15 protein-coding genes are annotated in these 22303 nt (G+C 59.4%); 7 read left to right on the top strand and 8 right to left on the bottom strand.

What is annotated here, in order from left to right:
- Together HKN37_06990 and pyk are read right to left on the bottom strand one after the other, a co-directional pair.
- Positions 1-2207, bottom strand: a 2207-nt coding sequence (locus HKN37_06990; protein NNE46389.1) for a tetratricopeptide repeat protein, incomplete at its 3' end; no start/stop codon positions are given.
- A 90-nt stretch (positions 2208-2297) separates the two neighbouring features.
- Positions 2298-3722, bottom strand: coding sequence for a pyruvate kinase (pyk, locus tag HKN37_06985; GenBank protein NNE46388.1), 1425 nt, complete (start codon positions 3720-3722; stop codon positions 2298-2300).
- A 184-nt stretch (positions 3723-3906) separates the two neighbouring features.
- Between pyk and HKN37_06980 the strand changes: the two genes are divergently transcribed.
- The 5 genes from HKN37_06980 to HKN37_06960 all read left to right on the top strand — a co-directional run bounded on the left by HKN37_06980 (position 3907) and on the right by HKN37_06960 (position 8505).
- Entirely contained in the window at positions 3907-5379 is a 1473-nt protein-coding gene (locus tag HKN37_06980) for an SDR family oxidoreductase (protein ID NNE46387.1), read from the top strand.
- A 134-nt stretch (positions 5380-5513) separates the two neighbouring features.
- On the top strand, positions 5514-5807 hold the full coding sequence (gene yidD / locus HKN37_06975) for a membrane protein insertion efficiency factor YidD (protein NNE46386.1): 294 nt from the start codon (positions 5514-5516) through the stop codon (positions 5805-5807).
- An 8-nt stretch (positions 5808-5815) separates the two neighbouring features.
- Complete coding sequence (locus HKN37_06970; protein ID NNE46385.1) at positions 5816-6337, top strand: MogA/MoaB family molybdenum cofactor biosynthesis protein; 522 nt, start codon at positions 5816-5818, stop codon at positions 6335-6337.
- 105 nt (positions 6338-6442) lie between these two features.
- Positions 6443-7957, top strand: a complete 1515-nt coding sequence (locus tag HKN37_06965; protein NNE46384.1) for a cysteine--tRNA ligase — start codon at positions 6443-6445, stop codon at positions 7955-7957.
- Positions 7933-8505 carry a hypothetical protein gene (locus tag HKN37_06960; protein ID NNE46383.1) on the top strand — a complete coding sequence of 191 codons (573 nt, stop codon included), beginning with the start codon at positions 7933-7935 and terminating at the stop codon, positions 8503-8505. Before HKN37_06965 ends, HKN37_06960 begins: the two co-directional genes overlap by 25 nt.
- On the opposite strand, the gene HKN37_06955 is transcribed toward HKN37_06960, so the two are convergent.
- The 5 genes from HKN37_06955 to HKN37_06935 all read right to left on the bottom strand — a co-directional run bounded on the left by HKN37_06955 (position 8502) and on the right by HKN37_06935 (position 16863).
- The gene (locus tag HKN37_06955; protein ID NNE46382.1) at positions 8502-10010 is read right to left on the bottom strand and encodes a TrkH family potassium uptake protein; all 1509 of its coding nucleotides are present in this window, start codon (positions 10008-10010) and stop codon (positions 8502-8504) included. The genes HKN37_06960 and HKN37_06955 overlap by 4 nt on opposite strands.
- 29 nt (positions 10011-10039) lie before the next feature.
- On the bottom strand, positions 10040-11392 hold the full coding sequence (gene trkA / locus HKN37_06950; protein NNE46381.1) for a Trk system potassium transporter TrkA: 1353 nt from the start codon (positions 11390-11392) through the stop codon (positions 10040-10042).
- A gap of 49 nt (positions 11393-11441) precedes the next feature.
- On the bottom strand, positions 11442-12158 hold the full coding sequence (gene tenA, locus HKN37_06945) for a thiaminase II (protein ID NNE46380.1): 717 nt from the start codon (positions 12156-12158) through the stop codon (positions 11442-11444).
- A gap of 73 nt (positions 12159-12231) precedes the next feature.
- Positions 12232-16296: a HAMP domain-containing protein gene (locus tag HKN37_06940; protein ID NNE46379.1), complete on the bottom strand. Its 4065-nt coding sequence runs from the start codon at positions 16294-16296 to the stop codon at positions 12232-12234.
- Positions 16297-16389: 93 nt separating this feature from the next.
- Positions 16390-16863, bottom strand: coding sequence for a DUF4783 domain-containing protein (locus HKN37_06935; protein ID NNE46378.1), 474 nt, complete (start codon positions 16861-16863; stop codon positions 16390-16392).
- Positions 16864-17124: 261 nt separating this feature from the next.
- On the opposite strand from HKN37_06935, the gene HKN37_06930 reads away from it, so the two are divergent.
- Together HKN37_06930 and HKN37_06925 are read left to right on the top strand one after the other, a co-directional pair.
- Positions 17125-19893 carry a hypothetical protein gene (locus HKN37_06930; protein NNE46377.1) on the top strand — a complete coding sequence of 923 codons (2769 nt, stop codon included), beginning with the start codon at positions 17125-17127 and terminating at the stop codon, positions 19891-19893.
- Positions 19893-21368 (top strand): hypothetical protein, encoded by a 1476-nt coding sequence (locus tag HKN37_06925; protein ID NNE46376.1) that lies wholly within the window; start codon positions 19893-19895, stop codon positions 21366-21368. The genes HKN37_06930 and HKN37_06925 overlap by 1 nt, the downstream gene beginning before the upstream one ends.
- Positions 21369-21380: 12 nt before the next feature.
- On the opposite strand, the gene HKN37_06920 is transcribed toward HKN37_06925, so the two are convergent.
- A partial coding sequence (locus HKN37_06920; GenBank protein NNE46375.1) for an endonuclease MutS2 occupies positions 21381-22303 on the bottom strand: 923 nt, incomplete at its 5' end.

The raw sequence follows: 22303 nt of genomic DNA, 5'->3' as shown, positions 1-22303 counted from the left end.
TGAATCCAGAGCGAGTCCGGAATTTCAATTGCTATCGGCTGGGTAATATCAACCCTTTCGATCTCGGCCCAGTCCGAATAAATCGCTCCCGCAGCAAGAAGAGAACGTCCGGACAACAGGCTGTCCGGATACGCGGCCGCGAGCGCCAGCATCCCTCGCATTCCGTCATCAAACGACCCGTCCACCCACTGCTCGAAAGCGGCGCGGTACATGTCGTTCAGAATGTCTGCCTCGGCGACGGAAGCGACTGCCGACTCCAGTCCGAGCCGCTGCGCCGCCCGGCTGGCGACCTCGGAATCCGGATAGCGCTCCAGCACGTCTGCATAAATGGCGTCGGCCGATTCCCGGTCGCCGGTCGCCCGCTGGACTTCGCCCAGGGCGTAGAGCGCCCTCGCACTTATCTCCGCGTCCTCGGACTCCTCAAAAACGAGTCGGTACCATGCAGCTGCAGAATCGGGACGTGCCATGGAAAGGAACAGCGTGTTGGCGAGCTCATACCGGGAGCCTGCCCGCCGCAGTCTCATTTGCGCCTGTGCTTCCGCCGAGCGCGGTATCTCGGATATGTCGACATCGACGCTTCTAAGCAGGGCGTCGGTTGTGACGTCGCCCGTGACCGTCCCGACGGGTATCGTCGGAGCGCCGGATTCCGGATCCGCCTCGGCGGTGCCGGGGCCGCGGCCTTCCGTGATCGCTGCTCTACGACGCCAGTTCGGGACAGCCGGCCGCTCTCCCCATCGATCAAAGAACCCAAGCAGTCCGTCCTGGACCCGTGAGCGATCTCGGTGATACAGAAACCCGGCGGTCGCATAGTCTGCACTGCCGCCGGCGGCTCCGGTGCGCGGAACCCCGGCCGAGCCAACATCGGCTCCGGTGCGACGAAAGCTCGCTTCTGCAGCCCTCCGTTCCTGACTCCGACGTTCCTCCACAATTTCTGCCGCCCGCTGTCGGCGAATCTCTTCTATACGGTCGCGAAAGGCCTCATCGTCCAGCGACCCAAGCGTGAGAAGCGAATCGAAGTGCTGCACGTCGGCGTGGAACGACGCGAAGGTGCCGAATACGTCAGCCAATTCGGCCGCATCCGTTATCGCACTCGGACTCGACGCAAGCCTCTCGGTCCGCCCCGCCGCGTTCGAACGAGTCCCTCTAGAGAGGGACGTGGAAGCCGTATCGAAATGGGCCGCGGCTCTGTCGAAATCAATGAACTGGTCCCGGAACAGCAGACCAAGGTGGTAGTGCGTTTGCCCGCGAATGGAACTGATATTCCCATCTGAATTGTAGAGCACATCATACCACGTGTCATAGGCGTCTTGACTCCTCTGGTCCGCCATAAGGATCCTGCCCCTGAGATACGCAAGTTCGGCTCGATTCGTGAAGTTCTTGCCGTCCCGCTCCATCTTCCTGAGCGACTGCAGCGCATCTTCCGGTACCCCGTGCTCGCCCTCGACGCGGACGGCGCTGAAGCGTGCCGCATACTCGAGTTCATATATCGGCTTGAAGCGGCTCACGTCACGATAGGCTCTCGAGGCTAGATCGAACATGCCGATCGTCTCGTACACCTGTCCAAGAAGAAACTGGCCGCGACTGCTCAGTTCGCGATCGTCGGCGCGGTCGACGCCGGCCTTGAGTTGTTCGGCTGCTTCTTCCCAGCGTTCCTGGCGTACGTACATCTCGCCGAGCGCCAGCCTCATGCGCGCGAGCCACTTCTTCGACACCTTGTCCCTGTCCAGACTTTCCTGGAGATGGGCGCCCGCTTCGTCGAACGATCCAGCCGACATCAGTGCGAGTCCAAGCCAGAATCTCGCCTCATCTTCCAGAGACGACTGCCGATCGATGACCTCACGAAATTTCTGCTGGGCACCCACCGTGTTACCCATGTAGTAGTAGGATTTTCCAATCAGCAGAAGTGCATCGTCCACCCATTTTGAATTCGGGTGGCCTCTGAGAACGTCGGCGCTCTTCTTGATCGCGCTCTCAAAATCCTTGACGCCGGCGCCCGGGCTTCCGGGCTCGAACACGAAGAGGTAGGTATCTCGATCGATCGCCTTGTCCGGCTGCTCGAGCGCTTTTTCGGCCGTGTCGTACGCTGTTCTGGCGTTATAGAACGTGCTGTAGTACGCCGTGAAATTGTCGACACGCTTGCCGACAAACGAAGTTGAGGAACAGCCACCCCACGCGAACAGGGCTATCAAGAAGAGGGTCCGCTTCATCGGCGTACGATTCGTCACCGCTGGAGAGAGTAATGAGCTGTAGCGGTTACTTCGATGAGGTGACCGGACTAGTATCAGAACGAGTTGGTATTAGATGCGGCTGACGTGAACCATATTTGTGCGTCCCTTCGACGGCAGCGGCATTCCAGCCGTAATCACAATGCTATCGCCTTCCTCCACGAGAAGCTCGCGTTTCAGCACCTCGTGAACCGCCCGAACGCCGTGATCCGTGTCGTGTTGGAAAGGAATCGCGAAGCCCTTTGTTCCCCAGACCAGACTGAGCCGCCGCACGACTCTTTCGTCGTCCGTAAATGCGTATACAGGAACCGACGGACGGTGGCGAGCGATCGATCGAGCTGTGGTTCCTGTCGCCGTCAGGCAGGCGATAGCGCGTGCCCCCGTTCGTTCCGCCATACGCACGGCCGTAAAAGCGACGGATTCCGTCACCACGTCCGTGGACTCGTCGTGCGTCGGGACCTGTTCGGAGAGCACCGAATTCAAGTCGTAGTGCTTTTCGGCCTCGACGATAATGCGCGACATCACTTCGACGACGCGAACGACATACTTCCCGACGGCGGTCTCACCCGACAGCATGACGGCGTCGCTGCCATCGAGTACCGCGTTCGCCACATCGCTCGCTTCGGCACGTGTAGGGCGGGCATTGTCAATCATGCTCTCGAGCATCTGGGTTGCGGTAATCACCGGCTTGGCGCGCTCCAGACATTTTCGAATAATGAGCTTCTGAGTTCCCGGGACCTGGGACAGCGGCATCTCGATTCCCAGGTCTCCGCGGGCAACCATGATTCCGTTGGCCGAGGCCATGATTTCGTCCAGGCACGTTACGGCCTCCGGTTTCTCGATCTTGGCCACTACGCTCACTTCCTTGCCGGCCGCACGGATGTGTTTGAGGAGATCCTCGATATCAGACGCTCTTCGCACGAACGACAGTGCGACGATGTCGACCTCTCGATCAAGACCATACTTGAGATCCGCCAGGTCCTTCTCCGTCAGCGACGGCTTCGTATTCCGCATCAACGGAAGGTGGACGCCCTTACGCGATCGCAATTCGCCACCGACAAGCACCTTCGTCACGATGTCTTTGCCACGAATGTTCGTGATCATGAGTTCGATGAGGCCATCGTCGATGAGAATGTGCCTCCCGACCTCTACGTCTGCCTCCAGCGCCGGATAGCTGACGTGAACCCGCTTGCCGTCGCTTTCTTTTATTTCATCGGCGGTAAGAATGATTTCGTCGCCGTCGTTGATGGTGACGATACCTCCACGGACATCTCCGATCCGGATCTTGGGTCCCTGAAGGTCCTGCATGATTGCGACAACGCGCCCGACCTCGCGCGCCGCCTGCCGCACCAGATCAATACGCCGGCCGTGCTCCGCGTGCGTGCCGTGCGAGAAGTTCAGGCGAGCCACGTCCATCCCGGCCTCGACCAGTCCGCGAATCGTGGCAAGGTCGGTGGACGCGGGACCCAGTGTGCAGACAATTTTCGTTCGGCGCATCTCGCAGGGGATGGGTGGAGAATTCCTGAATCGGTGGGACAACCCAAAATAGGCGCTCGAGCGAGGGCGTTCAATCGCTGGTGGGCCTCGAAACCGCGTGGTGGCGCCCGAACTCCGGCGGGCAACCCGGAGAATGATATATTCCGCCGACCCACACTGTCATGATTGGCATCCCGGATCTCGTATGAATGGATCTCTTGTGCTCGTTACCGGAGCAACGGGCTACGTCGGTGGCCGGCTGGTGCCGCGTCTGCTGGAACGCGGCTATCGCGTTCGCTGCCTCGTCCGGGACCGGAGCAGACTGCGCGACCGACGATGGGCCGGCGACGTCGACGTCGTGGAAGGCGACGCCCTCGACTACAAGACGCTTCATGTTGCTCTGACTGACGTCGATATCGCGTATTACTTGATCCATTCTCTGGCCTCCGCCGAGGATTTCGCCTCCACCGACCGGGCAGCCGCTCACAATTTCGGACGGGCCGTTGCAGAGCAGGGCGCCCGGCGAATCATCTACCTGGGTGGTATTGAGCCCAAGGGATCACGCCAGTCCCGCCATCTGCAGAGCCGGGTTGAGACGGGAAGATATCTGGCGGAGAGCGGCGTTCCCGTCACGGAATTCAGGGCGGCCGTGATCGTCGGGTCGGGTAGTCTCTCGTTTGAGTTGATCCGCTATCTGACCGAGCGCGTGCCGCTCATGATATGTCCGAAGTGGGTGAAGACCCCGACCCAGCCGATTGCCATCCGGACGGTTCTGGAGTATTTGCTGGCAGCACTTGAGACGCCCGAAAGCGTTGGCCGTGTCATCGAGATCGGTGGCGACGACATCCTTACATACGAGCAGATGTTCAGGATCTACGCAAGGATTCGCGGCCTCAGGCGGCCGATCATTCCCGTCCCGGTATTGACTCCGCGTCTGTCGTCACTGTGGGTGGGTCTCATCACACCATTATCCACTCGGATCGCTCGACCCCTCATCGAAGGACTCGACAACGACGTGGTTGTGACGGATGATTCCGCCCGCACGCTGTTCGACATCAAGCCGCTAACGTATGAGCAAGCCGTGCGACGGGCTCTACGGCGCTTCGACGAAGATCAAGTGGAAACGAGCTGGCACGGGGCGTATTCGTCAAGTGTCCGGACAAATGGCGAACTGGAGAAGCTGGTTGTAAGAGAGGGGATGATTCGTGAGGTCCGACAGCGCGTGATGCAGGCCAACGCGCAGGACGCATTTGGTGTGATCCGAAGCCTGGGCGGGCAGAATGGCTGGCTTTATGCCAACACGCTATGGAAGCTTCGCGGACTGCTGGACCTCCTGGTGGGAGGGGTCGGACTTCGCCGAGGCCGTCGCAGCCCTACCGAAGTCCGCGTCGGTGATGTGATAGACTTCTGGCGCGTGGAGGACGTAGAGCCCGACAGACTTCTGCGTTTGCGTGCGGAAATGAAGGTGCCGGGGGATGCCTGGCTACAGTTTGAGGTTGCGCCGATCGACTCGAACAGTATTCGAGTCACGCAGACCGCCTTTTTTGAACCGAAGGGTCTGCTGGGCATCATCTACTGGTATCTCCTGTACCCGATTCACAAAGTGATCTTCCGCGGCATGATGCGCGAACTTGCGCGCAGGGTTCAGTCCGCATCCGGGGGACAGTCGGGGAATTAGACGTCATTGCCGCACGCAACTGATGCGAACCAGCATGTGCTCGCACCGGGCGAACGTTTGATCACGATCTCTGCACCTGTAGGAACCGGGCCCGTCCTGGATCATTGAGTTTATGTCGACCCGCTCCTAACGACATGAAGCTAATTCCACTGGTTCTCTCGGTTCCGTCGATGCTTTTTATCGCCGTGATAAAGGGCTATCAGCGGATTATTTCCCCGCACGTGCCGTCGTCTTGTCGCTTCGCGCCGACCTGCTCCGAGTACTCCGTACTGGCCCTCCGTAAATACGGACTATTAAAGGGATTGGTGTTGTCCGTCCATCGGATTTTTCGTTGTCACCCCTGGGGCGGAGAGGGCTACGACCCACCCGTGTGGTACACCGAACGTGCGGACGTTTCCGCACTCGACGAAGATCAGAAGGTCAGCTAGCGGAGGCGGTGGGACATCAAGATCATATCCAGCAGTCGCGAGATACACCGGTGAGGTGTGCGATCTTGACGGTGAGCGACACCAGGACAGAGGCGACCGACAAGAGTGGAAAGTTCATCATGGCCGCTCTGGAGGAGCGCGGGCTACCGCTCACGGGATACCGGATCGTGCCGGACGACGCGTCGATCATTCGGAAGGCCGTTGACTCGTTCCTCGATGCGGCAGAGGTAGTCCTGATTCACGGAGGTACGGGGATCAGCCGCCGCGATACCACATTCGAGGCCATTCAGTCCATGCTGGAGAAGACCCTACCGGGATTCGGGGAGATCTTCCGGACATTGTCGTTCCAGGAGATCGGGCCGGCGGCGATGTTGTCGCGCGCGACGGCGGGCGTTGTCCGCGGCCGGCTCGTGTTCAGCATGCCGGGCTCAACGGGCGCCGTGCGGTTGGCTCTGGAGGAACTCATTCTTCCCGAAATCCAGCACCTCGTGTGGGAGCTGGTGCGCCAGCCTGCCGGGGGAACGCGCTAACGGGATCTCGCTTCATATTCGGTTGACGAACGACAGCAATTCGAGTCCGTATATTCGCAACGAACGCGTTTTCGCCTACATCGAACCATCTTCCCCGTCTGGTCCATGAACCGCTCTGACCAGCCTTTCAGGCTTCATAACACCCTGAGCGGAAAGGTCGAACCCGTCCGGCTCATCGAGCCCGGCCACCTGCGTTTCTATTCGTGCGGACCGACTGTTTACTCCACCGCTCACATCGGCAATTTCCGATCGTTTCTGACCGCCGACCTGATCGTTCGGACAGCCGAAGCCATCGGCTGGGATGTGAAGTACGTGACGAACGTTACCGATGTCGGCCACCTGACGGAGGACGACGCGGCCGATGCAGGCGGACAGGATCGAATGGCGAAAGCGCTGGAATCCGAGGGGAAACGGTTCGCGAATGTCTACGACCTCGCACGCCACTATACGGATTCGCTGATCTCCGACTGGCACCGCTTGAACCTGAAGGAACCGTTCGTCCGGCCGCGTGCCACCGAGCACATCATGCAGCAAATCCAGGCCGTCGAGAAGCTCGTGGCCAGTGGCGTGGCGTACGAGACCGAGAAAGGCATCTACTTTTCGGTGCCGAGTTTTCCTCGCTACGGTCAGCTGTCCGGAAACGTCAGTGCCGAAACTCTGGAGCAGAGCGTGCGCGACGTAGTCCAGGATGAAGGTAAACGCGATCCGCGTGACTTCGCGTTATGGAAGAAGGACCCGGGACACCTGATGCAATGGCACAGCCCGTGGGGATGGGGTTTCCCGGGATGGCATATCGAGTGCTCGGTGATGTCGGCGACATACCTGGGCGAACAGATTGATATCCACGCTGGAGGCGAAGACCTCATATTCCCTCATCACGAGTGCGAGATAGCGCAGGCCGAAAGCCTGACCGGAAAGCCCTTTGCCCGACACTGGGTGCATACGCGGTTCCTGCAAGTTGAGGGCGAGAAGATGTCGAAGAGCAAGGGAAACTATTTCACCGTGCCCGACCTGGTGGCGCCCGAGTCGGAAGGCGGACGCGGCATTGATCCGGTTGCACTCCGACTGGCATTGATCTCCGGCCAGTATCGCAAACCGTACAACTTCACCTTCGATACGCTCAAGGCGTCAATGAAGCACGTGGATCGGCTAAGGTCGGCTCACACAATTGCGTTGAAAGCGGATAGTGGTTCGGAGGATGAAGGTGAAGATCGACTGGGAGAGAAGCTGGAATCCCTGTACGACGACATGCTGGGTGCCATGCTGGACGATCTCAATACACCGGCTGCTATCGCTTCGGCCATCGAAGGTGCCAAATTGATTCAGGCGACCGGGGATAGCATGAGCGCAGCCAGTGCGCGAAGCGCGCTCGCATTCATTGATCGGACCGACGGCTTGCTTGGAATACCACATGGAATTCCCGGTGACAGATCTGAAGCCGATACGCCCAATGATGATCTGGGAAAAGTCGTAGAGGAGTTGCTGGCACAACGGGAAGCAGCCCGGAAGGCAAGGGATTTTGAAGCAGCCGACACGCTTCGCGCCGAAATTGAGGCACTTGGAGTAGATGTCATGGACTCGCCCACGGGATCCACATGGAAAAGAAAGTCGACCGTGTAGAAGCGGCAACAAAGCGGCAGCAGGGCGGGCAGAAGCGCGGCACCGTTTCTTATCTCGAAATGCCCGGCCTTGAAGGCGGCTTCGTCCGGATGGTGAACCGTCTCCTCGAAGAAGGGACGCTCACAGGTGACACCGAGGCGGACGACTTCCTGCGGAAAAGCGGAGAGGCGGTCCTTCTTGGGCTACTCTACGATCAGAGGATTCGCGCCGAGTACGCGTTCACCGGACCGATTCGACTTCACCAGCGACTCGGCCACCTGGACATGGGCAAGATATCGAGAATGGACCTTGATCGGCTTCGCGCGGTGTTTGCCGAAACGCCGGCCGTGCATCGCTTTACGAACAGGATGTCCGAGTACACGATTGCTCTGGCCCGGGCGGTTGTCGATGACTACGACGGTAGGGCGGAAAACATCTGGAATGGAAATATCCCGGCCCGGGAAGTTGAGAAGAGAGTAGCCTTATTACCCGGATTCGGGAAAGGAAAGGCCATCAAATCGAAGTACGTGCTACATTACTTTGGGTACCGCGACTTTTCGTCCAGTTAGCGTCGCCAGAAGGCCGGCACGACTAGGATGAGGACGGTGAAGATCTCGAGCCGGCCCGCCATCATTAGAATCGACAGCACCCATTTCCCCGCCATCGGGACGTGCGCGTAATTCTCCGCCGGGCCGAACGTGCCGAACGCCGGACCGATATTCCCGACACAGCTCATCGATGCAGACAGCGCACTCATCACATCCAGCCCGAGAGCACCCATCACGAACGTGCCCAAAAATATCAGTGCGAAATAGAGTACGGTAAATGAGAGGACATTCTTGAGGACGTCCTGCGAAACCACCTTGTCATTCAGGCGGACAGGAATGACAGCGTGAGGATGGATAAGCTGTTTGATCTCCTTGAATGAGTTCTTGAACAGCAGGATCTGCCGAATCACCTTCATCCCACCACCCGTAGAGCCTGCCATTCCGCCGACAAAAAACAGGATGAATATGATGCTTATCGCAAGTGGCGGCCAGAGTTCGTAGTCGGATGTACCGAAGCCCGTCGTCGTGATGATAGCTGTGGCTTGAAAAGCTCCGTAGCGAAGCGCGTCAAGGAACGATTCGTAACCCTGAAACGCGGCATCCGCTGTCATCTGGAACGGAGCCCACGACATGGCGGGCGCCCACGTCACAATCGAGATCAGGAGCGTCGACGCGACGACAATCGCCGTGTAGACCCTGAATTCTGTATCCTTGAATACCGTAATTGCCTTCCCTCGAAGCATTCGGTAGTGCAGCGCGAAGTTCACACCGGCCAGAAACATGAAAATCGTGATGACCCAGTCGATATAGGCCGAGTCATATTGCCCCACCGATCCATTCTCGGTTGAAAACCCGCCCGTCGCCATGGTGGCGAACGCATGGTTGACGGCATCGAACATGCTCATCTGCGGGAGCAGCAGGACGATCTCCACCAGCGTGATCCCCACGTAGATGTACCACAGCCGCTTCGCCGTTTCACGCACGCGTGGGGTCAGCTTGTCGGCCGATGGGCCCGGCACTTCAGCTTTGTACAGCTGCATCCCTCCGACTCCCAGAATCGGCAGGATCGCGAGCGTCAGCACGATGATTCCCATGCCGCCAAGCCAGTGCGTGAAACTTCTCCAGAAGAGAAATGAGTTCGGAATCTCTTCAATGGCGGGCGTCATCGCGCCTCCGAGAATTGTCGCACCGGTCGTCGTGAAGCCGCTCATGGTTTCGAAGAACGCGTCGGTGTAGGTCTCGAGCACACCTCCGAATACGAACGGAAGGGCGCCGAGCAGCGAGAGGACAAGCCAGGCAAGGGCGACGATCGCGAATCCTTCCCGAACACGCAGTTCGTCGCTCGATCGCAGACCGCGCCAGAGTGCTGCACCGAGCACGAGCGAGAGCGCAGCAGTCACGACAAAGCTCAACCAGGCGGACTCACCATAGATCAGCGCGACGACAGCCGGTACAAGCAGGGCGATGCCCAGGAAGAAGATGAGGGCACCGAGCGTACTTGCAACGATCTTGATGTTTACTACCATGACGTAGTTCGCTCCGGCCCCGTATCGGGCTACGGCTTGGAGAAGAGCTTCTCGACCTCAGACACCAGGCGTGGAAGCACAAACACGATGGCACGGTCGCCCACATTCACGTGTGTGTCCCCGGTAGCGATCTCGACGTTCTTCCCTCGCGACACCGCACCAACGAGCACGCCCCTTGGCAGCTCGATCTCTGCGAGCGTGCCGTACGTAATCGGTGCTCGAGGTGCCGCCTCGATCTCGAGAATTTCCGCGTCCAGCCCCGGCACGGTGGCCACACTGAGCACGTGCTTGCCCCGGAGGAAACGCAGAATCTCTCTGGATACCGCCAACTTGCTACTCACGGCGGCGTCGAGCCCGATCGACTGGCTTATAGGAATGTATGCGCCTTTCGATAGCAGGGCGATCGTCTTCTTCACGCCCAGATGCTTAGCCAGAAGACACGTAACCAGATTCGATTCCTCATCGTCTGTGACGGCAACAAAGGCATCCATCTCGCCCAGCCCCTCGGTGGCGAGCAGGTCGATATCCGTGCCCTCGCCGTGAATCACAAGTACGTCCTTCAGCTCTTCCGCAAGTTTTGTCGCTGTCGTTCGGTTGGGCTCAATAAGCTTGACTCTCTTGTTCTTCTCGGACGACAGCAGAAGTGCGATCCGTGCACCGATCGTGTTGCCGCCAAGGATCATGATCTCCTGCGCCTTGCCCTCCGTCTTGCCGGTGAGCCGGACAAGGTTTGGTACGTATTTCGGCGGCGCCAGGACAAAGATCTGATCGTTTCTACGAAACCGGTCTTCGCCGTGGGGGACGATCGTCCGGATACCACGCACCAGTGCCATAACGCGAAATGTGAGATCGCTGTGTCCGGATACAACCTCCGCCAGCGTACTCCCGATAATCCCTGAATCCTGATCCAGCCGAATGCCCACCAGTTGGAGCCGGCCATCGAGGAACGTGAGCACATCCGTGGCGCTGGCTCGCTTAACGAGCCGTGATACCTCCGCGGCCGTGCTTTCCTCAGGATGAATGACAAGATCAATGCCGAATTCGTCGGTGTTGATTACGGAAGATGATTGTGACAACTCCTCCGACCGCACGCGGGCGATCGTTGTGGGCACGCCGACACGGTCGGCGATCATCGACGCGATAATGTTTACCTCGTCAATCGCTGTCACGGCGACGAGCATGTCGGCCTTCCTCAGACCGGCCTGATCCAGAACCGTCATGGAAGTTCCGTTGCCGTGGATCGCCATTACGTCGAGACGGCTCCCGACCTCTTCGATAGCCTTCTCATTCAGGTCGATGATGACAACGTCGTGCTGCTCCCCGGACAGGATGCGTGCCACGTCGTACCCCACCTCACCGGCACCGATGACGATCACTCGCATCCGGGCGACCCCACTTTCACGCAGGAGGCGATCGTGCAAGCTGACTTAATCATACCGCCCACCGCTGCTCATTCCAGGCCTGATTCCAGAACATCCACTCGTAGCGCGCGCTGACGGCAAAGGCCTCCTTCGCGCGATTGAGGACATCGCCCGATTGATGATCGGCGACAGCCTGGAGTATGCCGAGTAACTCATTTGTGTAGGTCACAAATCCTGGATCGGCATACGTCCGAAGCCACTCCGCATACGGGTGGTCGTCCGGGATGGTGCCCAGTCGACCTGCCAGGTGCGTCCCGAGTGCGGTGTACAACCAGGGACACGGCGTAAGTGCGGCGATAGCCTCGGTGAGGCTTCCACGCGTCGCGCACGAGATCATGTGGTTCTGATACGCACGGTTGTCAGGCGTCAGTTCGACGGCTCGTATGTCGGCCGGCGTATAACCCAGCTTCTCGCCATAGCCCTGATGCAGCTGCTGCTCCACCACGATTGCGAGTCGCGCAGCGTCGATGAACCACAGCTTTGTATCAGGGTCTTCGATGCGAATCGAAATCAGTGAGCATGCATCTGCAAAAGCCTCCAGGTAGCGGGCGTCCTGCATCTGATAGAACCTGAACTTCCGGGAGTCCAGCGTGCCGTCCGCAAGGGCCGTCACAAAGGGATGGTCGAACGAAGCGCCCCACGCATCGGCTGCCTGATCCTGACACTCCCGGGCGAACGGGGGCACAATTACGACTGCCTGCTCCAGAAGAGTAGACGATTCCGTCATGAGGGGTTGGGAAACTGCCCGATTAGGAGATAGGCGGTGGATCTTTTCAAGATAACGTGATGCCGATAGCGATTCAATGAATCGGGTCGGCATCTGATTCCTGTTCGGAACCGCGACCCGGGAGTGAGTCGCCGAGTACGAGCGGAAGGCGTATCCAGAACGCAGATCCCTCGTTCTCGACTGTCTCAAAGCCTATCGAGCCATGAAGATCCTCGACGCTCTTGCGTGCGATTGCGAGTCCGAGGCCCGTTCCGCTGGTCTTCGTCGAGAAGTTGGGGACGAAAATCTTGGCCTTCACGTCGTCCGAAATGCCGCCACCGTTGTCGGAGACGATCGTATGTGCCCACCACAGGTCGCCCTCCTGATCTCGTCGGGTCAGAATCCTGATTTCGCCTTCCCGGTCATCCGGAATGGACTGAATCGCGTTCTTGATCAGGTTGATGAAAATGCGCCGCACTTCTTCGCGATCCGCCTGAATGATGAGAGGGTCCGGGGCGAGGGCCAGATCCAGGCTAAACGCCACCTCTGCCTGCATCAGGGCCGCGGCTTCCTCGACGACGGAGTTGATGTCGATCGACTCCTCCACCCTGCTCGGCATTCGTGCGAACGATGAGAACTCATTGGCGATACGTGCGAGTGCGTCGATCTGCTCGGTCAGCGTCGTCGTAATCCGATTGAACAGCCCGGTGAAGTCATCCTCATGCTCTTTCGTCTTGCGATCAAATGACCTGCGCAGGTGCTGCACGGACAACTTCATGGGCGTGAGCGGATTCTTGATCTCGTGAGCCACTTGTCTGGCCATTTCGCGCCAGGCGAGTTGCCGTTCCTGTCTTGCGAGGCGTCGCCGGCTCTCGCCGAGTTGATCCTGCATCGTGTTGAACGAGTCGACCAGTTCCGAGATCTCATCGCGCGTGTCGAGGGGACGGATGCGGTTGAAGCTTCCGAGTGCGACCGCATTGATACCGGCGCGCAGGCGAGCGATCGGCCTCGTCAGGGCGTTGGCAAGAAGTGACGCCGTGATCATCACAACCAGGATCAAGAGCAGAAGAGCCCCGAACAAATAGGCGATGGTCCTCGCCTTCTCTTCCTCTATCTCGTCCTGCTCCGGCAGCGTTGGAATAGATATCACGTAATGGGCTCGTCCCTCTTCATCCGGGACCGCACGAAATCCGGCCGTGTAGGTGAAGCTGCCGAGGCGCTCATGTGTCAGCGCAAACTTGAAGCCATCGACATACAGCGCCTCGTAGGCCTTGACGGGCAAGCGAGGATCAATAAGGCGGTCCCGCACGAGCTGCGGCCGGCTGGACGACACCAACACGTTGTCCTTATAGATGTTGATATCAAGTCCCACGCGGGCCGACAGCGAGTCGATGCGTGTGCGTTCGAGTACGCGGTACGTCATTTCGCCCCCGCGGACATCCAGCGCCAGGGTTCGTTCGACGCGCTCGAGATGCTGGCGCAGCCGCCCTTCGATCTCGCGTTCGTTCTCCGACGTCACAACCTGCAGGCCGACAATGGCCATGATGCCCACCGTGATCACACCCACCCCGAAGAACGCGTTCAGGATCTTGTCGCGAAACCTGACCTGGGGAGCCGGCAGCAGGCCCTTGCGCCTTCGTACTACGACTCCTGCGAGATAGAGTGGAAGCCCAATGATCAGTCCGCCGAACGTGAGCCGCAGCAGGTTATACAGATGGTCGAATATGTTGATCGACGCGCTTCTGACCGCAATGACGGTCGCTACCGGAACGCCGGAGATGGCATCCGGATTTTGACTTCGCTGGTAGTACGAGTAATAGTCCTTGCCGCGAATGCTCTCTGACTGCCACAACTCTCCGCGAATTGCGAGGGTCGCGGACAGGTCATCGGGCAGCCGATAGCTCCCGAAGTCATCTCCCGTGCTTCGAACCAGGGCGCCATCGCGGAAAACGGCGACCGAAAGGCGTCCTGGCAGGTTTCCGTAGAAGCCGGCGGGGACGAGAACGCGAGGGAACGGTGTGATAGCTTCGCGGAGGAGGATTCGGGGATCGGCCCGAATAACCAACCATCCGAGAATCCGGTCTGCGCTGTTCCGGAACGGCGCAACGCCGTAGTAGGGAAAGCGGTCGTTCCGCTGAGGGTCCGTGATTGGCTCAACCAGAACATCGGTCACGCCGCTTTCCTCATACATCCCACGCAGAAGTCCGAGATCCAGTCGTTCGAGCTCATCGAGGGCCGTTCGGTCAAGTCGCGGTTCGACCTCGTAATATCGACCCGCCGGCGACCCATCTGCCCGATAGGCCGTCACGCTGATTTCATACGAGCCGAGCGAGGCAAGAAACGAGTTGCGAGCGGCTGCAGTGGTTAGCGAGTCCAGACCAAATTGGCCGGTCGGTGGGCCCGGAAGAGCAAGCAGCTCGCGCCACTGCGCGTTGCTCTGGGACTCCAGGAGTACGCGCTCAATCGCATACTGAACGCGGGGGTCTCGCCAGTCTTCGAACGAGGCGGCGGCGTCGACCATGCGCATCTGCCGCTGCACCTGCATCCCCCGATAGAAGAGCGGGTAGAGAATCGCGGTTAAGACCAAAATACCCGGAAGCACGGTTCGCAGAGTAAGCAGCGCGACAGGAACGCGCACTCTCGCCGCGAAGGCTGCAATGAGGGCGGAAGCACCGAACATCGCCACGGCATGCGACGGCAGGAGCTGATCCATCAGGCCGGTCACTAAAAGCACGAACAGCAACATGGTCGCTACGGCCACGGCACCCAGCGATGACGGCATGTCCAGGACCTTGCCAGCTGTTCCGAATTGTTCGATGCTCCACCAGTAGATCGCCACCGCGCACATCAGGAAGGACGTCGCAAGAATGAGCAGGGCGGAAAAAACGACCAGCACAAGTCGCTCGGGCAGCAAACCGGTGCGTGCGAAATAGTCGAGCGTGCTATCGAGAATCACGGCCTGCGTTATGATCGCGAGAAGCCAGATGAGCAAGACTCCGCACACGAGAATCAAGACACCATGAAGCCACGTGCGACTTGAACGAAGTGCCGCTATCACAGGACCGGCACCGGTCGGTAGCCGGCCCGGGCGAAGGCCGTGCGTGCTACCAATGTGTACAGCGAAGGCCACTGCGAAAATGAGGGCAAACAGGGACGTGATGACGAGATCACCGGTGGAGCTGAGCAATCCCCATCCGGCGCTCGATGCCAGATGCGTAGGATCGAAGAGCGGACTCAGCGGCGCCTTCCCGGTCTGGTACCGCGCTGGCACGTCAAGCGCGATCAGTGCGAATCGAATGCTCCACCATGCGCACGCGAACAGAGCGAAGCGTGCCGTAAGTCCGATGGCATCAGCCGCCGCTTGACCGGCACGATACCACCGCCAGAGTCCGAAGGCAGACCACAACAGCAGCAGGCTGAGCCAGAAGGCCAGCACGTCGTTATAGGTATTCCGAAGATCACCCACAACATCCTGTTCATCCGGCCGATCGATGAACACGCGCCCGAGCGGTGACCCCTCGATCCCGGAAAGGAGTCGTACCTCCCCGCCCGGAGGTAATACGTCGTCGAACGGCACATCGTACCGCAACCGCACCTGGAGGTGCGTTCGCTCCGACCAGATCTTCGCCTGACTGAATTCGCGCAGGTACTGATTTTCTACGGGTACAGCGATCTCCAGCAGTTTCATCATCCGAACGGTCCCGACTACTCGCAGACCATCCCGCACCGGCCACCAGACAACGAGCGCAGTGCGTTGCGGACCATCCGTGGCGATCGCCGAAAGTGCTCCTTCCAGAAACGCAGTGCGACTCGGCGAATCGTCGAGCGGCATACTGAATCCGTTCCAGGCCACCAGGCGAGGCGACGGGTCATAGACTTCGACGGATGCACGATCCGGCAGCTCGAGCGCAGACAGAAACCGTACGAGTTCTTCGTCCGGACGAGCACCCGGCGCCCACGCCGCCAGCCCGCGAACCACACGGCCTTCGGCCGCCACCCGTTGAGCTGTGTCAAGCAGTTCCAGTTGCTGCCGTTCGAAGTCGCCCTGGATTCCCGCAAATGCTTCGACGATGGCCTCGCGCTGACTGGCCTCGACGTGGGAGCGTATAGATCGGAGGGAGAGTTCGCGTACACCCCAGGTCACCGGGATGAAGAGCACGAGTATCAGTGAGATAGTCGCAAACCGCCTTCCTTCCGACCGACGCGACGAACTCATACGAATGCGGCCCGGCCTGAGGGCCGGCTATGGTGGCTATCGTGCGGCTTTGTCGACGTGGATCTCTCGAATAGCCCACGCCGATGCGTCCTTTCTCAGCGTCACGTAGAGACGCAGTGACTGATTGTTCGCTGTGTGCCGGTATGTACCGGCCGCAAACAGGCCCTTGTCAGTCGTCGACGGCTCCGAGAATTTGGCCCGCACCGGTGGATACTTTCCGAAGAATTCCTTCAGTACGAATTTCGCCTGGGTGCGCGAATAGAGTCTGCTCTTACCGAGTACCGCAATTTCGACTCGATCGGCCGACAGGGCCGCGATGGCATCCACATCACCTTTCGAGAACGCCTGCTCGATTTTGGAAAGCGGCGCCGCAGAGCGTGACTGTGCGAATACCGTAACCGTACTGAAGACGACCAGGCTGAACAAGAAGATTATGGTGCGAAGTGCGTTCATCTTTATTTGCCGCAGAAAACGACAGCGACCATCCATGATAGCTGCTTTGTCAGGCATCAAAAACCAGACCCTCCTGCGAATCACTCCAGTAATCAACAATCGAGACCCCGGAATGTATCGGATTATAGACAGATGTTTCAACGGAAGGACTACAAAAGCCGCAAAGCATGGGCAGAATCTTCGCTTAAACGCATTACTCGCGTCGCCGATACCTGAATAGCCAGGCCCAGACAGTCTGTGCGATGAGCGGAGGACGAGGGGTAGACTCGCTGATCTCACAGGGGATCCGGTACAACCTCAACTTCGCCACAGATTCCTATGCGAGCGGAACGAAGCCGTCGATTTCGTGCGCCGGGCGCGGGCCGCCTGTTGCCCGTGGTCGTGGCATCCCTGGTCTTCGGATGTGACATTCCGACACAGGGTCCGAATTTCTCCTTCACCCCCACCGCGTCCGCACCGGTAGTCTTCGAGAAGTCATTTGTGTTTCTCGGTCCTGATGGGTCCGGTATCGAGGCGCTGATCGACACCACGACCGCCGCCTTCGACTCGATCTTTTCCGTGGACCCCTCGAGCGACGTGGTCTTCATCTCGCAGGATCTGGACGCCTTCGATCTAATTGAGATCGACGACGTGATCGAGCCGATCAACTTCGAACCCAGAGACATCGTAGTTACGCTCGACGACTTCTCCAGTCAGAGCATCGCGACTTCGTACGACAATCGTATCGGTGTGCTAGAGGCAAGCGGAGGGCAGACGCCGGCGCTGACGCCGCTGATATCCGGTGGCAAGGCTTACCTGCCGCTCGCTACGGGCGACATCCTCACCGTTCCGACAAATGGCGTCGTCGATCTTACGGGGTCGGATGTCGACCAGGTCAGCGTGACGAACGAGGCGGGCGCGGATGTAAACCGGATCCGCTTTGCGCTTTCGAACGATCTTGCGGTCGAACTGACGGACGGGACGACGGTGCCCGGAACGGTCCCGGCCATCGTACTTGAATCCAGCTCGGGTGCTGAAATATCGCGCGCACTTTTCAACAGCTCCCCTGGGCCCGGGGAATCTGCGTTGGCGGATCTAAGCCTGGCCGGTCTCGACATCCCGCATGACAGTCGTTTCGCTTTGGACGCAAGCACGCCCCAGGGATTCGCGCCCATTGAGAACGACCCGTCCCGGATAGGCATCGCGACAGACATGACGCCAGTCCGCTACTCCGGGTTCGATCTATACAATATCCCGGCGTCCATGGCCGATGCATCGAAGTCTGATCTCACCATAGCTGCCGATGTTGATTTCACGGGGATCACGACACGAGACGGGGCCGGTGTGGTGCGAATCGAGAACACGCTGCCACTACCCGTACAGATTCAGAATTTGACGGTCACGAATGCCAGTGGCGTAGCATCGTATCCGGCCGATCACCAGGTGATCAGCCAGTCCGGGCCAGTCATTCCCGCGAAGAGTGCCATGGACGTCCCGGTGTTTCTTGGCGTCAATGCCCTGAGCAGGGTCGTACACGTCGTCGTGACGGCCACCACGCCGGCGAGGACCGCACCGGCTGCGTTTGCAGCCAGCGACGGGCTCACTGTGACCGTCTCGGGCGACGTGGATGTCGACGTGCTGTATTACCGACCTGCAGGTGAGATATTCAAGACGGAGGAGTTCTTCGCTATCGACGGCAACGACGTCACATTCGCCAGTGCCTCCGACTACGTGCAGATCGAATCCGGATCACTTGAGCTTATCGATCTCCTCAACGGCCTCGATCTCACGCTCGAGGACGTTACGATCAGTTTCCCCGACATACGGGTGGCACCATACGCAGCCGGGGACACGCTGGTCGTCCATTTTCACGGTACGTCGGACAAGGCGAGCGGATTTGAATTCGCCAAGCTGGAACGGAACGCCCCACCTCGGACGATTGCCGTAGACCTGGCCGGTACGAGGATTAGTGCCATCGGAGATCGGGTCCGCTATCGCGTCGAAGCGGCCAGCGAGACGACCACGGATGAACGCGCCGTCGCGCACGATGACGAGGTTCGCACGAGCGCGCGGGCAAATGGCCTGACTATTTCGCGCGTCGCTGCTGTCGCCGATCCGTTCTCATCGACACTTACCGAAGACGTGAACGGCGACGGCGTGCTGGACCCGACGACCACCGGCGAAGGAGTGACAAGCACACTCGACAACTACGGTCCGCTGGATGAGGTCACCGGACTTGAACTGAGAGGCGCCGAACTGTCCATCAACGTCACAACCAACATCACAGCCGACCTGACGCTTTATGGCATCTTGCAGGGCGACGATGGATCGGGAAATTTCGTTTACCTGCAGGGGCGGTCCGCACTCGCGGTAGCTCCCGGCGACACGATGATCCAGTCGTTTGAGATCGACGGATCGCCCGTACCGCCGGAGCGCATGTTCGCTGTGCCCATATCGGCCCAGGGAACGCCAGGCCAGCCACAACGACACACCGTGGTGCTCAACGATCTGAATTCAAGTATCAATCAGTTTGTTAGCGCACTCCCCACGACGATCCAATTTGTGGGCAAAGCGATTGTCGGATCGGTAGGCGGACGCATCGAAATCAGTCAACCTGCTAACGTCGACATCGCAGTCGGATTGGCCGTCCCGATGAGCGTTCGCGGGGACTTCCAGATGACTCGCACTGAGCCCGCCAATCTCTCATCGCTGGATGGTCTTACCGACCCAGAGTCGAACTTCTCCGCCGAACAGGCAACGCTCACGCTGGCCTACTCGAATGGCATCCCGCTGGGAATGCAGGCCCGCCTCGAGTTTGTCGACGAGTTTGGCGAGATCAGCGTCAGCCTTCCGTTCACTGCGGATGAGACGATGGACCTGCTCCCTGCTCCCGCCGGGGCCGACGGATACGCGACAGGCACGTCCGTGGGTGAGGTCGACTTCGCCCTCGCGGACGCCGCGTTGCAGCAGCTGGCCTCGAGCCGTGATCTCAGGATCACAATCACATTTGCGACAGGCAGCGAGTCTCGCGCCCGGATTCGCGCCTCAGACCGGATCGATCTGTCACTCCGCGGTGATTTCCAGTTCAACGTGAGTGTCGGAGATTGATGCACGACTCACGTTACGGATATCGCCACCTGCTGACATTCATCGTGATCGTCGGGCTGTTCACGATCCATTCTGTCGGTATCACGATTCGTGCCGATGCGCAGGTTTCGGCGTCGGGACCGGCGTCGATTTCTCTCGCCGGTGGGGGTCCCGCATTCGTGTACGGTTCAGAAGCCATCTTCAGAAATCCTGCCAACCTCGCTCTGGATAGATCCGGTATGGTCGAGCTATCGATAGGAGGAGCCGGGGTTTCGGCGGGCGGGAATCTCCTTCAGTTCCGCCACTACAACAACCTCTTTACGAGTGGTAGAACGATCAGCGAAGACGACGCGCGCATGGTTGTGAATGACTGGTTCGACGGCGCCGAGAGTCTTTCTCTGAAGCGCGTCGGAGTTGCCGCCGAAACCGTCCCGCTGAGTGTCATTCATGAAATGGGCGACCTGGTCTTCGGATATGGACTCAGGGTGCGCGCCATGTCGAGCGTCGGCATCAACGGTGGATGGCTGGACCTGTTGCTCTCCGGCACGGGCCAGGATCGATCCATCCCCCTGATGGGCGAGTTTTCAGTAATGTCGACAACGGAGATCTCTGCAGCAGTCGCAAAGACATTCAACGACGGCCGGCTGGCCGTGGGAGTCTCGCCGAAGCTGGTACTCGGGAACGAATTCGTGGATGCCCGCCTGAGGTCAACTGCGCATGTGTCGAATGAGGCGATCGTGCATGACTTCGAGTACACGGTGAGAGCGGCCGGAGGACTGAGCAGGGATGTCGTAGACGGCATCGATCTGTTTTCGTCGGATGTGTTTGGCGGGAGTTCCTTCAGACCGCGGCTCCTGTCAACCGCGGGCGTCGGTGCCGGACTTGATTTTGGAGTTACGTTCCTGCCGTCCCCTGGTCTTCGGCTGTCGGCGAGTGTAACAGATGCCGGGTTCGTACGCTGGAAACGTGACGCTCAGCTGATAACACCCGTCGCGAACCAGTTCTCGTTCGAGGGACTGGTGCTGGATATCGACAGGGTACGTGATGAGTTCGGTGGCGACCTCGGCGAATACTTTACATCGACCATCGACAGTCTCGCGTCAGGAACCTACGATCAGGTCGACAGAGCTTATGCCCCGTTTACAGCGGCGCTTCCGACCGCGATACACTTTGGCGCAGCATGGATTGCGCCCGGCGGCCGACTCACGCTAACCGGAGGAACCTCCGCCCCAATCAGCTCATCGGTCGTCCAGGTGGCGAGCCCTCCTGAACTTCACGTCGGTGTGGAATACTCGGTCGGCGGCTCCGTGCGAGTTCCGCTTCGCACCGGACTTTTCGTCGGAGGATCGTCGGCGCTTACTCTTGGAATCGGAATCGGAATCCATACGTCCCGCTACGACTTCGACATCGGTATTGCAGCTTCGCCGCGTACAGACATCATCGGGGCCGGCGGTCGCTACACAGGCGGCGTTTCCGCGTTGACGATTCGATTCTGATCGAACGAGAGCTCACTGCAAGTGCACGACCGTCACGCCGGCTCCTCCCTGCTCCCACTCTGCCTCTTCGTGGGCCGCGACATCCGGCCGAGAATCCAGGTAATCCGCGATCGCCTTGCGCAGGGCTCCGGTCCCCGTTCCGTGGAGAATATCCAATCGCTTTAGACTCGATGGCAGAGCGACATCGATGAAATGTCCTACCGATGCGAGTGCCTCGTCCACTCGCTGTCCCCGTACATCGATGCGTTGTCTCACCGCCTGTGCCGGCACATCGGCATCTGCCGCCGCCTGCCGGACCTCAACTTTCTGCGGTTGCTTCCCGCCCACTCGCGTCAGGCGGCTGCGCTTCACTCGCAATCTGACCGCCTTGTTCACGATGACCGCATGGCCATCATCCAACTCTGCAACCTCAGCCTTGACCGAGCCATCGTCCAGTACGACCTGGTCACCGATCTGGAGATCCCCTCGTGAGTCGTCATGCGGAGCAGGTACCGCTTCGGCCTGAGACACAGCGATCTGGTCGGCCACCTTTGATCCGAAGGCCTCGAGACGTTCGCGCGCGGCCCGGGTCGCCTTCTTTCCGGCCTGAGACTCCTTAATCTCGCGGATGGTGCGTTCGATTTCTGCATTGGCCTGGCGGAGGAGCCTGTCCGCCGACTGGAGCGCCTCCTCGCGCAAATTGGAGCGATCACCACGCAGTTTCTTAAGATCCGATTCATACTTCTCGCGAAGGCTCTGCAGATCCCTGCGCTCGTGGTCGAGCGTTTCCCGCAGTTCCGCCAGCTCAGCCACGCGAAACTCGTAGTCCGAGATGAGATCTTCGAGGGCCACTTTCCGGTCACCCACCAGGTCTCGCGCGCGGGAAAGCAGGTCGTCCGGGAATCCCATCCTGCGTCCGATCTCAAACGCGTACGATGAACCGGGGACGTCGATTC

This window comes from Rhodothermales bacterium, from assembly GCA_013002345.1.
Classification (GTDB): Bacteria; Bacteroidota; Rhodothermia; order Rhodothermales; family JABDKH01; genus JABDKH01.
The sequence above is the reverse complement of the archived record's forward strand: the minus strand, read 5'-3'. Positions and strand labels throughout refer to the sequence as shown.